The sequence below is a fragment of the Kingella potus genome (assembly GCF_900451175.1).
GTDB classification, from domain to species: Bacteria; Pseudomonadota; Gammaproteobacteria; order Burkholderiales; family Neisseriaceae; genus Neisseria; species Neisseria potus.
This window is the reverse complement of record NZ_UGJJ01000001.1, coordinates 310,877-325,270: the sequence shown is the minus strand read 5'-3', so window position 1 is coordinate 325,270 and position 14,394 is coordinate 310,877. Positions and strand designations below refer to the sequence as shown.

Here is a 14,394-nt window from a genome sequence, read left to right as displayed (position 1 = left end):
AACGGAACGATATTATGAAAAGCAAAGCTATTTTTCAGACGGCCTCTTCCCTTATTCTTGCCGCCGCATTAAGCGGCTGCGCCGTGCACAGCACCAATCAAAGCCTCACGCTCGAGTCCGGCGGACAAGTGATGTCCGCAGCCGAGGCCGCGCAGCGGTATGACGTAAACGGCAACTGGTGGGAAATCTACCAAAGCCCCGCGCTCGACGCGCTCGTCGGGCAGGCATTGGCGAACAATACCGACCTGAAACAGGCCGCAATCAGCGTCAATAAAGCCCTGTATCAGGCCAATATCCTCGGCGCGGATTTGGTGCCTTCGTTTAACGGTTCGCTCAATGCCGCCACCTCGAAAAACCTGAAAACCGGCGATCGCGGCAACACATTCGGCAGCCAGCTCGGTTTGAGCTACGAATTGGATTTGTGGCGCAAGCTCAGAGCAACCGCCGACGCGCAGGTATGGGAATACCGGGCCACGCAGCAGGATATGGCCAATACGCGGCTTACGCTGGCAAACAATGTGGCCGATGCCTATTTCAATATCGCCTACCTCAACGAAGCGTTGGAGCTGGCGGAAAAATCCGTGGAGCAGTATCGGGACACCGCCCGCATCGCCGAGGCCAAATTCCGCCACGGCCGCGCCGATTCCAGCCAGCCGACGCAGGCGCGGCAGTCGCTGCTTTCCGCGCAAAACAGCCTGATTTCGCTGCGCAACAGCCGCAATACGCAAATCCAAACCCTGCGCAACCTGCTCAATCTGAAGCCCGGGGAGGCGGTAGCCGCCGATCCCGACGGCTACCGCCTGCCGCCGGTAAAAGGCGTGAATCTGGACGTGCCGGTTACCGTGCTGGCCAACCGTCCCGATTTGCGCGCTGCCGAATACCGCGTCCAATCGGCATTGCAGTCGGCCAATGCGCAAAAACGGAGCTGGTATCCGAGCATTACGCTGGGGGCGACTTTGAGCACTTCGTCGGACAAGGCCGACAGCATGTTCAAAATCCCCGTGCTGGGCGGCACCGTGGCGGTCAATCTGCCGTTTCTCAACTGGAATACGCTGAAATGGAAGGATAAAACCGCGCAGGCGGATTTCGACAACGCCCGCCTTTCGTTTGAAAAAGCCCTGACCGCCGCCCTTAACGAAGTCCATACCAACTATCTGGCCTATCAAAACGCCGCAGAGCAGCTCGACAAGCAGGAGCAGCGTTACGCGCTCGATCGCAAAAACAGCCGCTACTACCAAGTGCGCTACCGGCAAGGCAAAAACGAACTGAAAGACTGGCTCGAAGCCCTAAACAGCGAATACGCTTCGGCACAGGAAGTATCAAACCGGAAATACGAAGCCTTGAAATACGAAAACATGGTTTACAAAGCGATGGCGGGGCGTTACACGCCGAAATAGGCCGTCTGAAACTTTTTGCCCCGAATCCGCATAAAACAGGCCGTCTGAATGTTTTTCAGACGGCCTGTTTGCTTGCAGACGCTGTGCGCTTATTGCGCCGTGTTTGCCTGCGGAATGTAGCTGCACTCCGGAGAGGCTTCGGCGATGAAGGCGAAGTCGGACGTGGTGCAGATCCATTCGCGTATCATCATATGCTTGGTGTCCACGTCGGGTGTCAGGATCACGGTGCCATTGAGTTTGGTTTTCGGGGCGTAGTGGAGGATGACGCGTCCTTGTGCGCCAATATCGACTTTTTCCAGCACGGCGGGCAGGCCGATGCCGTCGGGGTAGAGTTCGTCCATACTGGCAGGCAGGCGGCCCCGGTCGGCCAGGTATATGGCAACCTCGGTGCGGACGGCCGAGCCGTAGCGGACACCGTCGGACAAGTCGCGCAGCAGCAGGGTTTTTTCGCCGATTTCCCGCTTGGCCTGCGCTTCCATTTCGCGGATGGTCTGCTGCGTGGTTTGGCGTGTGGTTTCCTGTATTTTGCCGACGGCTTGATCTACTTCCGCTTTGATTTGCTGCCGGGTCTGTTCCTGTTTTCCGGGCAGGATGACGAATTGGAAGACCGCGCTTACCAGCAGCGCGGCGGCGATGGCGGCAAGGATGGCGGAGCGGACGGCGGCGTTTGGCGGATTTTTTTTCACTTGCATATTTTTTCCCTTATCTTGATTTTGCGTCCGGTGCGGGCAACAGGCCGTCTGAAAACTTTTCAGACGGCCTGACTGCTGCTTTCCGGCAGAAGATGTGTGTTCCTTGTCTTGCTGCCGTGTTTTTCAGACGGCCTTACAGCGCGGCCAAAACGGCTTCGCCCATTTGCGAGCAGGAAACCAAAGTCGTGCCTTCTTCAAAAATATCGGCGGTACGCAGGCCTTGTTCCAACACGCTTTGCACGGCGTTTTCCACTTGGCGGGCGCGGTTTTCGTCATTCAGGCTGTAGCGCAGCAGCATGGCCAGCGACAAAATGGTGGCCAGCGGGTTGGCTTTGTCTTGGCCGGCGATGTCGGGCGCGGAACCGTGCGAGGGTTCGTACAGGCCTTTGCCGCTTTCGTTGAGCGAGGCCGAGGGCAGCATGCCGATGGAGCCGGTGAGCATCGAGGCCTGGTCAGACAAAATGTCGCCGAAAATATTGCCGGTGGCGATCACGTCAAACTGCTTGGGCGCGCGCACGAGCTGCATGGCGGCGTTGTCCACATACATATGGGAGAGCTGCACGTCGGGATAGTCTTTGCCGACTTCGTTGAAGATTTCTTTCCACAGTTCCGTGGTTTCCAGTACGTTGGCTTTGTCGACCGAGCAGAGTTTCTTGCCGCGCTTTTGTGCGGCTTCAAAGGCGGTTTTGGCGATGCGGCGGATTTCGCTTTCGCTGTATTTCATGGTGTTGTAGCCTTCGCGTTCGCCGTTTTCCAGCGTGCGGATGCCGCGCGGTTCGCCGAAATAGATGTCGCCGGTGAGTTCGCGCACAATCAGAATGTCCAAGCCGGCCACGACTTCGGGCTTGAGCGTGGAGGCGTTGGCCAGCTCTTTATACAGCACGGCGGGACGCAGGTTGGCAAACAGGTTCAAATCTTTGCGGATGGCCAGCAGGCCGCGTTCGGGACGCAGGGCGCGTTCCAGATTGTCGTATTGCGGCGAGCCGACCGCACCAAGCAGCACCGCATCGGCGGCGCGGCAGAGGTTTTGCGTGAACTCGGGATAGGGGTGGCCGTATTCGTCGTAGCCTGCGCCGCCGATGGGGGCGTAGCGGTATTCGGCATCGAGGCCGTCTGAAATCAGTTTGTCGAGGATGCGTACGGCTTGGGCGGTGATTTCGGGGCCGATGCCGTCGCCGGGCAGAATGGCGATTTGCTTGGTCATTTCGGGTTTCCTTTCGGGTGGGTGAAACGGTTTTTCAGACGGCCTTAACGGGTCGGACAGGCCGTCTGAAACGGGTTGGCGCACTTGCCGCCTGTGCGGCGGGAGGGGCGTTGCGGAATGTGGCGCGTGCGGCAAGGCGGCGTGGCGCAGGTTGCGGGCTGCTATTTCGCGCTGCTGTATTTGCCGGCAATGCCGCTAATCATCAGGATTTCCGTCTGCCATTTTTCGGGGTCGATGGGGCGTTCGGGCGGCGGGTTGCCGGTGTCGTTGACGGCGATTGCGCCGTCGTCGTCAAAAAGGATGTGCTGGCTGCGGGTTTTGGCGGTGTCGGGGCTGCCGTTGGGACGGTAGTAGAGGGTATCGGCTTGCGCGGAGGAGGGCTTGCCGTCGCGGTAGAGGAAACGGTAGTGGTGGACGCGGTAGTTGCTGCCGAAGCCGTATTCGATTTTTTCGGGACGGCCCTGCGGGTCGTAAACGACGGAGAGGCTGTTGCGTGCCGCGCCTTCTATCATCAGCTCTGGGAGGTTTTGTTTTTCAATGCTGCCGCTGCCGCGTATCGCGGGGGCAGATGCGGCAGGGGTGGGAGGCGCGGCAGGTGCGGGCGCAGATGCCGTCGGGACGGGTGTGGCGGCGGGCTCGGCGGGCGGCGGGCTGTCGGCTTCCTGTGCGGAGCAGGCGGCCAGCAGCAGGAGGGCGGGCAGGAGGCGTAACGTGGTTTTCATGGTTTTCCTTGTTTGTCGGTTTGATGAGGCCGTCTGAAAAGCGGGCGGTTCGTTGCTTATTTGCTGTGGAGGAGGCGTGGGACGGCTTCGCTGTCGCCCGCCATCACAAGGGGCATGGCTTGGAGGGATTTCTCTATGCTGCGGTCTATCAGCCCGCGCTCGGCGGCGGAGGGTTTGTTGAGGACGTAGCCGACGACGAGGTTGCGGTCGCCGGGGTGGCCGATGCCCAGCCGCAGGCGGTAGAAGCCGGGGGTGCCGAGTTTGGCCTGAATGTCTTTGAGGCCGTTGTGGCCGCCGTTGCCGCCGCCGAGTTTGAAACGGACGCTGCCGCAGGGAAGGTCGAGTTCGTCGTGGACGGCGAGGATTTCTTCTGCCTTGATTTTGTAAAACTGTGCCAGCGCGGCCACGGCTTTGCCGGAGAGGTTCATATAGGTGTCGGGCTTGAGCAGCCACACTTCGCCTTCGGGGCGGGTGGCGCGGGCGATGTGGCCGGCGTATTTTTTTTCGTGTTTCCACACGGCTTTCCATTGGCGGGCAAGCTCGTCGAGAAACCAGAATCCGGCGTTGTGGCGGGTGTGTTCGTATTCGGCTCCGGGGTTGCCGAGTCCGGCGATGAGTCTGATGTTCATGCTGTCGTGTCTTGTTGGCTTGGTTTGCGGGCGGCGCGGCGGCGGCGGGCTTCTTTGGGATCGGCCGCCAGCGGGCGGTAGAGTTCGACGCGGTCGCCCCCGCGCAGGGGGGTGTCGTCTTTTACCTGTCTGCCGAAGATGCCCAACGGGGCGGAGAGGTCGGCTTGGGGAAAGGCGGCGGCAAGGCCGCTTTGCAGCAGGGCTTGGCGGGCGGTGGTGCCTGCGGGTACGGTAAGGCATTGCAGGAACTGCGTTTCTGCCGTGCCGTAGGCGATTTCGATTTCAATCATAGCGTTTTCCGGCTTCGGCCACGAAGGCTTCGACAAGTTTGCCGGCCAGGTGGCCGAATACGGGGCTGATGAGGGCGGCAAGCACGGGGTTGGCGAAGCCGTATTCGAGTTTGAAGGCGATTTTGCAGCAGTCGCCGCCGAGATCTTCAAAGTGCCACGAGCCGCGCAGGGTTTTGAACGGGCCGTCGATGAGATCCATGCGGATTTCGCGGCCGGGGATGTTGCGGTTGCGCGTGGCGAAAGACTGCCTCACGCCTTTGTAATCCATGTGGAGGCGCGCCTGCAATTCGTTTTCCGTGCGGGAGAGGACTTCGGTTTTGCCGTACCAGGGCAGGAAATTCGGATAGTCTTCGACTTTGTCCACCAAATCGAACATCTGCGCTGCGCTGTGGGGGACGAGGACGTTTTTTTCTACGGTTTTCATGGTGTTCGCTAAGGGCGTGTGCGGCGGGAAGAAAGGGCGCGATTATAGCATTCGGAGCGGTTCGGACGTGCGGCGGCTCAGGTGTTTTTGCCGAAACGGATGCGCGGGTCGGCAGCGGCGTAGGCCAGGTCGGTCAGCAGGCGGGCCAGCAGGCCGGCGAGGGTAAAGACGTAGAGGGTGCCCATGACTACGGGATAGTCGCGCTTGATGACGGCTTCGTAGGAAAGCAGGCCGAGGCCGTCGAGGGAGAACAGGGTTTCGATAAGGAGGCTGCCGGTAAAGAACGCGCCGATGAAGGCGGCGGGGAAGCCGGTGATGAGGGGGATGGCGGCGTTGCGGAAAACGTGTCCGAACAGGATGCGTTTTTCGTCCAGGCCTTTGGCGCGGGCGGTGTAGACGTATTGGCGGCGGATTTCTTCGAGAAAGATGTTTTTGGTGAGGACGGTGGTTACGGCCAGGCTGCCGGCGGTGGAGGCGGCAACGGGCAGGGCGATGTGCCAGAGGTAGTCGGCGGTTTTACCCCAGAAGGAGAGCTGGTCCCAGTTGTCGCCGGTGAAGCCGCCTTGGGGAAACCAGGCGAAGAAGCTGCCGCCGCCGAAGAAGACAAGCAGCAGCAGGCCGAGAACGAAAGGGGGGATGGTGTAGCCGATGAGGATGGCGAGACCGGTGATGAGGTCGAAGTGGCTGCCGTCGCGCACGGCTTTGGCGATGCCCAGCGGGATGCAGATGAGGTAGGTAAGGAAGAAGTTCCACAGGCCGAGGCTCATGGAAACGGGCAGTTTCTGCGCGATGAGGGTAGCAACGCTTTCCTGGTGGAAAAAGCTCTGGCCGAGATCGAAGCGGGCAAAGCGCAGGGACATTTCCCAAAAGCGTTGCAGGGGCGGCTTGTCGAAGCCGTAGAGGGTGTTGAGGGCGGCGAGGTCTTCGGCGGTGAGACGGTTTTGCCCGAACATTCTGCCGCCGCCGCTTGCGGCTTCGCCCGCCGCCCCGCTGCCCGAAAGCTGGGCGGCGAGCTGTTCGACGGGGCCGCCGGGGACGAATTGGATGACGGCGAAGGTCAGGGCGAGGATGCCGAAGAGGGTGGGGATGATCAGCAGCAGGCGTTTGAGGATGTATCGGGTCATGGCGGTTTGGCGGCGGCAGAGGCCGTCTGAAAGGTTGAATTTTGACTTGCTGTGTGTTTGCAGGCCGGACCCAGGTATTTTTGTTGCGTGCTTCAAGCAGCCGGCACGGTGGGAAAGCGGCTTTTGAGCCGCTCCGCGTTTGCGCATTTGCACAAGATGCCGATAGGCAGCTTGGAACTGCCCTGCTTGGGAAAGGCGGGACGCTGCATCGTCCGTATCTGCTGTTTGCCGGTATTGGTGCCGACGGTTTAATCCGTTCCGTGCCGCTGCGCTTTATGCGTTCCGGCAGGGCGTGTATTTGGCGGCAGCGGTTTTCAGACGGCCTATTTTTTCATCAGGAAACCGATTAACAGCTCTTTGAACAGGAAGCCGAATACGCCGAGTCCGAGCACGAAGAAGAGGATGAACATGCCGAACTTGCCGGCATTGGATTTTTTGCCGAGGTCGTAAACGATAAATCCGAGGAAGATGACGAGGACGGTCAGGCAGATGCGCATGGTCCAAGCTGTAAATTCCGCTTCGCTCATGTTCGGGTTTCCTTTTTGTGTTGTGTGTGGGCGGGTTGGTTTTTCAGACGGCCTCTTCGGGCTGGAGGCCGTCTGAAAAATGGGCGGCGGGTTATTTCATGGCTTGTTCCAAGTCTGCAATCAGGTCGCCGGGGTGTTCGAGGCCGACGGAGATGCGCAGCAGGCCTTCGCTGATGCCGGCTTCGTGTTTGGCTTCGGGGGTCATGCGGCCGTGGGTGGTGGTCCAGGGGTGGGTGATGGTGGAACGCACGTCGCCGAGGTTGGCGGTTTTGGAAAAGATTTTGACGGAGTCAAGCAGTTTCCAAGCCGCTTGCTGTCCGCCTTCCACTTCAAAGGCGATGACGATGCCGCCGCCTTCCTGCTGTTTTTTGACCAAATCTGCCTGCGGGTGGTCGGCGAAGCCGGAGTGGTATACGCGTTTGATTTGCGGCTGCTGCCGCAGCCAGGCGGCGATTTGGTCGGCGTTGGCACATTGTCCGGCGATACGCAGGGGCAGGGTTTCCACGCCGCTGAGCAGCACCCAGGCATGGAAGGGCGACATGGAAAGGCCGCAGGCGTTCATATACATCTGCACCTGCTGCATCAGCTCTTTGCGGCCGACAACGACTCCGCCCTGTACGCGGCCGTGGCCGTCGATGGCTTTGGTGGCGGAGTGGACGGACAGGTCCGCGCCGAATTTCAGGGGCTGCTGCAATACGGGGGTGAGGAAGCTGTTGTCCACAACCAAAAGCGCGCCTGCGTTATGGGCGATGGCGGCGAGTTTTTCCAAGTCGGCCACTTCGTTGAGGGGGTTGGACGGGGTTTCCAAAAAGAACATTTTGGTATTGGGACGCACGGCCTCGCGCCATTGTTCGGGATCGGTTTGGGAGACGAAGCTGATTTCGATGCCGAAGCGGGCGATGTGGTTGTTCAGCAGGCCGACGGTGGTGCCGAAGAGGCTGCGGCTGCAAACGAGGTGGTCACCCGCACCGAGGAAGGTGAGGATGGCGGCGTTGATGGCGGCCATGCCGGTGGCGGTGGCGACGGCGGCTTCGCCGTTTTCGAGCAGGGCGATGCGGCGGGCGAAGGCGGCGGTGGTGGGATTGGCGGTGCGGCTGTATGTGTAGCCTTGTTTTTCGCCTTTGAAGAGTGCCGCGCCTTCGGCGGCGTCGTCGAACATGAAGCTGCTGGTGAGAAAGAGTGCCTGGTTGTGTTCGTTGAACGGGGTTTGCTCTTTCGCGCCGCGTATGGCGAGGGTTTGCGGGTGGAGTGTGTCGTTCATGCAATACGTCCGTTTGTGAAATCGGGTAAAGGCGGCATTCTGCGCCTGTTTGCGGGCGGTTTCAAGGTGTCAGGCGGTCTGAAAAGGGGCTTGCTCCCGCCGCAGCCGTCTGCATCCGTTTTCAGACGGCCTTATCCTTCGAGCCGTCCGTCGGTCATGGTGAGCACGCGGCCGAAGCGTTCGGCAAGGCCCTCGTCGTGGGTTACCACGACGAGGGCGGTACCCAGCTCGGCTTGCAAATCGAGCATCATGTCGAACACTTTTTGTGCGTTTTGGCGGTCGAGGTTGCCGGTGGGTTCGTCGGCCAGGAGGCAGGCGGGTTCGGTTACGAGGGCGCGGGCGATGGCGGCGCGCTGGCGTTCGCCGCCGGAAAGTTCGCCGGGACGGTGGCGCACGCGTTCTTTGAGGCCGGCTTTTTCCAGCATCGCCATTGCTTTGTCTCTGGCTTGGGCTGTGGGCGTTTTGCCGATTAACAGGGGCATCATGACGTTTTCCAATGCGGAAAATTCGGGCAGCAGGTGGTGGAACTGGTAGACGAAGCCGAGATGGCGGTTGCGCAGCGCGCCGATGGCTTTCTGGTTCATCTGCGCCAAGTCCTGCCCCATCAGGACGACACGGCCGGAGGTGGGTTTGTCGAGGCCGCCGAGGATGTGCAGCAGGGTGGATTTGCCGCTGCCTGACGCGCCGACAATGGCGATGCCTTCGCCGGTATTGACGCGCAGGTCGAGACGGTCGAGTACGCGCACGTCGAGTACGCCGTCGTTGTAGCTTTTGCAGACGGCTTCGCAGTGCAGTACGGCCTGTGCGGGATTGTTTGCGGGATTATTCATAACGCAGCGCCTCCGCAGGTTCGGTTTTGGCCGCCCGCCAGCTCGGGTAGAGCGTTACCAAGAGGGAAAGGCCGATGGAGATGGCGGCGATGGCGGCCACGTCGCTCCATACGACGTGCGAGGGCAGGTAGTCGAGAAAGTACACTTTCGATTCGATGAGTTTGCGCCCCATCAGGCCTTCGGCCCATTTGAGTATCGCGCCGATGTTGTAGGCCAAAAGGAGGCCGAGCAGGGTGCCGAAGAAGGTGCCGGTGAGGCCGAGCAGGGTGCCTTGTACGAAAAAGATTTTCATGATGCCGGAGGGCGGCAGGCCCTGGGTGCGCAGGATGGCGATGGCGGACTGCTTTTCGGTTACGGTCATGATGAGGGTGGAGATGAGGTTGATGGAGGCCACGAGGCTGATGAAAAACATGATGACGAACAGCATTTTTTTCTCCAATTCCACGGCGTTGAAGTAGGACTGGTTGTTGAACGTCCAGTCGCGCACCCACACTTTTTCGGCGGCGGAGGCGGGCAGCAGCTTGGATATGATTGCGGGGGCGTTTTGCGGGTCGGCCAGTTTCAGGCGCAGGCCGCCGAAGCCGGAATCGGTGCGGTAGAGGGTTTGCGCGTCTTTGATGTGGGTCATCGCCAGCGAGTTGTCGAGTTCGTAGATGCCGGTTTTCACCGTGCCGACGAGGTTGAACTGTTTGAGGCGCGGCACCATGCCTGCGGGCGTTACGTTGCCTTCGGGGGTGATGACGGTTACTTTGCCGCCCGCTTCCACTCCCAGCGCGTCTGCAAGGTCTTGACCGAGGATGATGTCGAACTCGCCCGCTTTGAGGTCTTCAAAACGGCCGTAGGTCATTTTCTGCCAGTAGTCGGCCACCTGTTTTTCTTCGGCGGGTTCGATGCCGCGAAGCTGTACGCCGCGCACTTCGCCGTTGTTGGCCAGAAGTGCCTGGTCGGCGATATAGGGGGCGGAGCCGGTTACGCTTTTATTGCCGGCCACCAGTTTGCGCAGCTCCTGCCAGCTTCCGCCGTCGGGTTCGTAAAAGCCGATTTCGGCATGGGGCGCGACGCTGAAAAGTTGGCTGCGCACGTCTTTCTGGAAGCCGTTTACCACCGACAGCACCACAATCAGGGCGGTTACGCCGATGGCGATGCCGACTATCGAAATGACGCCGATAAACGACATAAAGCCGCTGCGTTTTTTTGCCCGCAGATAACGCAGGCCTATCCATGTTTCCAATGAAAGCATTGTTGGTTTACCGCTGTGTTGCCAATCAAAGGGCGGCATTGTACCGCAAAGGCCGTCTGAAAACCGCGAAACAGGGCTTTCAGACGGCCTTTGGGCTATAATCGCGCCTTTTTGCGCGGAACAGACGCTATGTCCCACAAACCGAAAACCGAACACGAAAACAACAAGCTGCACAAGCGCCTGCGCCATGCCGCAGGCAGCGCGATTAACGATTTCAATATGATCGATCCGGGCGACAAAATCATGGTCTGCCTCTCCGGCGGCAAAGACAGCTACGCCCTGCTCGACATTCTGCGCCAGCTCCAATCGAGTGCTCCGGTGGATTTCGAGCTGGTGGCGGTCAATCTCGACCAGAAGCAGCCGGGCTTTCCGGAACACGTTTTGCCCGAATATCTCGAAAGCATCGGCGTTCCGTACAAAATTGTCGAAGAAGACACTTATTCCACCGTAAAGCGCGTGCTGGAAGAGGGTAAAACCACCTGTTCGCTGTGCAGCCGCCTGCGGCGCGGCATCCTGTACCGCACCGCCAAAGAACTCGGATGCAGCAAAATCGCGCTCGGCCACCACCGCGACGACATTCTCGCCACGCTGTTTTTGAATATGTTTTACGGCGGCAAGCTCAAGGCCATGCCGCCGAAACTGGTTTCCGACAACGGCGAACACATCGTTATCCGCCCGCTGGCCTATGTGCGGGAAAAAGACCTGGTCCGCTATGCCGAAATCAAGCGGTTTCCGATTATTCCGTGCAACCTTTGCGGCTCGCAGCCCAATTTGCAGCGGCAGGTAATCGGCGAGATGCTCAAAGACTGGGACAAACGCTTTCCCGGCCGCATCGAATCGATGTTTTCCGCCCTGCGCAATGTGGTGCCTTCGCATCTGGCCGATACGGATTTGTTTGACTTTGCCGGGCTGGAACGCGGGCAGGTGCTGAAACACGGCGGCGATTTGGCGTTTGACGGCGAAAGCGTGCCGGAACGTTTTTCAGACGGCCTCGGCGGGGAGGAAATCCATATTGCCAAGCCGCGCAAGGTGTTCAATATTCTCGACAACCGGCCGAAAGGATAGGCCGCGCGGCGGTGTGCCGTTTGTTTCCGTTTATATACGGCAGAGGCCGTCTGAAAACAGGAATGCGTTTTCAGACGGCCTCTTCGCAGCCTGCGGCTAGCGGATGACGTTGCGCCAGTCCTGCTCGAAATAGTTCACCAGAATCTGCGTGTTCAAATGGTTCGGTTCGACTTTGCGCCGCGCCATATCGGGCGGGAAACGGAACATTTCGGCGGCTGTTTGGGCGTTGAGGTAGCGGGTGGGTACGTCGAATTTCTGCGGCACGGAAAAATCCGTGCCGAAGCCTGCCAAAACAAAGCCCCATTCGCCGAAAGAGGGGACATAAACGTGATACGGCGCGGTGTGCAGTCCGGCCGCTTCGAGCGTGGCCACCACCGACCAGTAGGCATTGGGCGCGAAATAGGGCGAAGTGGACTGGACGGCGATTTTTCCCTGCGGCGCGAGATGGCGCGATACGAGTCGGTACATCGGCACGGAATAAAGTTTGCCCAATGAGAAATTGGAAGGGTCGGGCAGGTCGATGATGATGACATCGAATTTTTCCCGCACGGTTTCCAGCCATTTGGCCGCGTCGTCGTTGATTATGCGCATTTTCGGGTGCGACAGCGAGCCCCGGTTCAACGCACTTAAAACGGCGGAATTTTTGAAAACCTCGGTCATGGCGGGATCCAAATCCACCAGCGTGATTTTTTCCACCTGCGGATATTTCAACACTTCCCGCGCCGCCAGCCCGTCGCCGCCGCCGAGAATCAGAATGTTGCCGGCACGGGCGGCGGTCTGCATTGCGGGCAGCACGAGGGCTTCGTGGTAACGCGCTTCGTCGCGCGAGGAAAACTGCAGGTTGCCGTTGATGTACAGCCGCGTGTCGTCTTTCCAGCGGGTAACGACCAGCCGCTGGTAGGGCGAGTGGCGTTCGTAAACAATCGGATCGCCGAAGTAGCTCTGCTCGGCTTTGAGCGTGATGCTGTCGGCGTAAAAGAAGGCGGCGGCGAGTACGGACAAGACAAAAAAGGCACGCAGGCGGATGGCGCGGTAGCCGGCAAGCTGCTCCTTGAAAGCGCGTGCGGTCAGGCAGGCGACGACGGCGTTGGCAATGCCGAACAGCAGGGCCGAACGCGCCATGCCCAGCCTGGGTGCAAGCACCAGCGGAAACAGCAGCGACACGGCCAGCGCGCCGAGATAGTCAAACGTCAGCACCCGCGCCACCAGCTCTTTGAAATCGGCCTGCTGCCGGTTCAGCACCCGCATGACCAGCGGGATTTCCATGCCGACCACCGTGCCGACAATCAGCACAAAAGCGTAAAGCAGGGTGCGGAAAGGCGCGGCGGAAAGCCCGAAGGCGACAAACAGAGCCAACGCGCACAGCCCGCCCACTATGCCTGCCAGCAGCTCAATTTCGACAAAACGCGCCAGCGCGTCCCGGTCGGCAATGTATTTGGTCAGGTGTGCGCCGATGCCCATCGAAAAGAGATACAGGCCGATAACGGAGGAAAACTGGAAAATGCTGTCGCCCAAAAGATAGCTGGCCAGCGCGGCGATGATGAGCTCGTAGGCAAGGCCGCAGCTGGCAACAACAAATACGGAGACAATAAGGGTACGGTGGGAGGCGTGATTCATATTTCGGACGGCCTGTGGAGGAGCGGAGGATTATAGCAGCGCAGGCCGTCTGAAAAACCGTTTTCCCGTTTTCAGACGGCCTTTTCCGCCCGGCCTGACATGGGAAAAGCAAACTGCACAAACTGTTTTTTTATGTTAAAGTGCCACTTTAAAAACAACGCAGACGCAGCGCGCCCAGCCGCTTTTCCCATGCGTCGGATCCAACCATCATGCAGCCTTGGCAACTTCCCGAATACGTCGCCGACATTCTGCCCAGCGGGGCGCGGCAGCTCGAAAGCGCGAAAGAAAAAATCCTCGCCCTGTTCCGCTCGCACGGCTACGAGCTTGTCCATCCGCCGCTGCTCGAATACAGCGACTCCCTGCTTACCCATATCGATTCCGGCCTTTCCCTCAAAACCATCCGCATCGCCGACCAGCTCAGCGGCCGCCAGCTCGGCATCCGCGCCGACATCACGCCGCAGGCCGCCCGCATCGACGCGCATCTGCTGTCGGCCAACGACGGCATCAACCGGCTGTGCTATGCCGGCCCGGTGCTGCACGCCCGCCCGGAAGGCTTTTTGAACACCCGCGAGCCTTTGCAGGTGGGGGCGGAATTTTACGGCTACGCGGGTGTGGAAGCCGACATCGAAACCGTCGGCCTGATGCTCGACAGCCTGGCCGTAGCCGATTTCGGCCGCATCCTGCTTTCGCTCGGCCACATCGGCGTGTTCCGTGCGCTGTCTGCCGCCGCCGGGCTGGACGGCGGACAGTCAGCCTCCCTGCTCGCGCTGATGCAGGACAAAGATGCCGCCGCCGTACGCGGACAGGTGGCCGCATGGGGGCTGGACGGCATGTGGCGCAGAGCCTTTGCCGTTTTGCCCGCGCTTTACGGCGGACGCGAAGTACTTGCCTATGCGAGGGAAAAACTGCCCGATTTGTCCGCCGTGGGCTGCGCTTTGGACGAAATTGCCGCCGTTTGCGCCGCATTCCCGCAGCAGGACGTACACATCGACCTGTCCGAATTGCGCGTGGACAACTACCACACCGGCCTGCTCTATGCCGCCTATGCCGAAAACGGCCACGACGCGCTGGCCAGGGGCGGACGGTATGACGGCTTGGGCGGCTGTTTCGGCCGTGCCCGTCCCGCCACAGGATTCAGCTTTGATTTGCGCAAATTCCTCGGCAGGCTGCCGCAGCACGAACGCCGCCCGGCCATCGCCGTGGACGCGGCGGATTTGGCCGAAGCGGCAGCAGCCGTAGCCGCCCTGCGTGCGGCGGGCGAGGCCGTGGCCGTGGATTACGGCATCCCGTCCAACAGCACAGCCGGCAGCACGCGCCGCCTGCGCCGGCAGGACGGCGCATGGGTGGTCTGCGAAACGTCCTGACGGCTTTG

General features: G+C 60.2%; 15 protein-coding genes. 3 read left to right on the top strand and 12 right to left on the bottom strand.

Going from position 1 to position 14,394, the window contains the following annotated elements:
* Positions 1-14 precede the first annotated feature (14 nt).
* Positions 15-1,397 (top strand): TolC family protein, encoded by a 1,383-nt coding sequence (locus tag DYE40_RS01555; protein ID WP_115307431.1) that lies wholly within the window; start codon positions 15-17, stop codon positions 1,395-1,397.
* Positions 1,398-1,486: 89 nt separating this feature from the next.
* Here the strand turns inward: DYE40_RS01555 and DYE40_RS01550 are convergent, their stop codons facing one another.
* From DYE40_RS01550 to DYE40_RS01500, 11 genes are all read right to left on the bottom strand, one after another.
* Positions 1,487-2,089 (bottom strand): hypothetical protein, encoded by a 603-nt coding sequence (locus DYE40_RS01550; protein ID WP_115307430.1) that lies wholly within the window; start codon positions 2,087-2,089, stop codon positions 1,487-1,489.
* A gap of 133 nt (positions 2,090-2,222) precedes the next feature.
* Complete coding sequence (gene leuB / locus DYE40_RS01545; protein WP_115307429.1) at positions 2,223-3,293, bottom strand: 3-isopropylmalate dehydrogenase; 1,071 nt, start codon at positions 3,291-3,293, stop codon at positions 2,223-2,225.
* Positions 3,294-3,454: 161 nt separating this feature from the next.
* Complete coding sequence (locus DYE40_RS12725) at positions 3,455-4,015, bottom strand: hypothetical protein (protein ID WP_115307428.1); 561 nt, start codon at positions 4,013-4,015, stop codon at positions 3,455-3,457.
* Between the two features lie 56 nt (positions 4,016-4,071).
* Positions 4,072-4,644 (bottom strand): aminoacyl-tRNA hydrolase, encoded by a 573-nt coding sequence (gene pth, locus DYE40_RS01535; RefSeq protein WP_115307427.1) that lies wholly within the window; start codon positions 4,642-4,644, stop codon positions 4,072-4,074.
* Positions 4,641-4,934 carry an RnfH family protein gene (locus DYE40_RS01530; protein WP_115307426.1) on the bottom strand — a complete coding sequence of 98 codons (294 nt, stop codon included), beginning with the start codon at positions 4,932-4,934 and terminating at the stop codon, positions 4,641-4,643. The genes pth and DYE40_RS01530 overlap by 4 nt, the downstream gene beginning before the upstream one ends.
* The gene (locus tag DYE40_RS01525; RefSeq protein WP_115307425.1) at positions 4,927-5,358 is read right to left on the bottom strand and encodes a type II toxin-antitoxin system RatA family toxin; all 432 of its coding nucleotides are present in this window, start codon (positions 5,356-5,358) and stop codon (positions 4,927-4,929) included. Before DYE40_RS01525 ends, DYE40_RS01530 begins: the two co-directional genes overlap by 8 nt.
* A gap of 77 nt (positions 5,359-5,435) precedes the next feature.
* Positions 5,436-6,482: an ABC transporter permease subunit gene (locus tag DYE40_RS01520; RefSeq protein WP_115308236.1), complete on the bottom strand. Its 1,047-nt coding sequence runs from the start codon at positions 6,480-6,482 to the stop codon at positions 5,436-5,438.
* Between the two features lie 323 nt (positions 6,483-6,805).
* Positions 6,806-7,009: a DUF2788 domain-containing protein gene (locus DYE40_RS01515; RefSeq protein ID WP_115307424.1), complete on the bottom strand. Its 204-nt coding sequence runs from the start codon at positions 7,007-7,009 to the stop codon at positions 6,806-6,808.
* A 91-nt stretch (positions 7,010-7,100) separates the two neighbouring features.
* On the bottom strand, positions 7,101-8,270 hold the full coding sequence (gene metZ, locus DYE40_RS01510; RefSeq protein ID WP_115307423.1) for an O-succinylhomoserine sulfhydrylase: 1,170 nt from the start codon (positions 8,268-8,270) through the stop codon (positions 7,101-7,103).
* A gap of 131 nt (positions 8,271-8,401) precedes the next feature.
* Positions 8,402-9,100 carry a lipoprotein-releasing ABC transporter ATP-binding protein LolD gene (gene lolD, locus DYE40_RS01505; RefSeq protein WP_115307422.1) on the bottom strand — a complete coding sequence of 233 codons (699 nt, stop codon included), beginning with the start codon at positions 9,098-9,100 and terminating at the stop codon, positions 8,402-8,404.
* Positions 9,093-10,340 carry a lipoprotein-releasing ABC transporter permease subunit gene (locus tag DYE40_RS01500; protein WP_115307421.1) on the bottom strand — a complete coding sequence of 416 codons (1,248 nt, stop codon included), beginning with the start codon at positions 10,338-10,340 and terminating at the stop codon, positions 9,093-9,095. The genes lolD and DYE40_RS01500 overlap by 8 nt, the downstream gene beginning before the upstream one ends.
* Positions 10,341-10,469: 129 nt before the next feature.
* Here DYE40_RS01500 and ttcA point away from each other — a divergent pair, with 129 nt between their 5' ends.
* Positions 10,470-11,405, top strand: coding sequence for a tRNA 2-thiocytidine(32) synthetase TtcA (ttcA, locus tag DYE40_RS01495; protein ID WP_115307420.1), 936 nt, complete (start codon positions 10,470-10,472; stop codon positions 11,403-11,405).
* 96 nt (positions 11,406-11,501) lie between these two features.
* On the opposite strand, the gene DYE40_RS01490 is transcribed toward ttcA, so the two are convergent.
* Entirely contained in the window at positions 11,502-13,022 is a 1,521-nt protein-coding gene (locus tag DYE40_RS01490; RefSeq protein ID WP_115307419.1) for a polyamine aminopropyltransferase, read from the bottom strand.
* 209 nt (positions 13,023-13,231) lie between these two features.
* On the opposite strand from DYE40_RS01490, the gene DYE40_RS01485 reads away from it, so the two are divergent.
* Entirely contained in the window at positions 13,232-14,386 is a 1,155-nt protein-coding gene (locus DYE40_RS01485) for an ATP phosphoribosyltransferase regulatory subunit (RefSeq protein WP_115307418.1), read from the top strand.
* Positions 14,387-14,394: the final 8 nt, after the last annotated feature.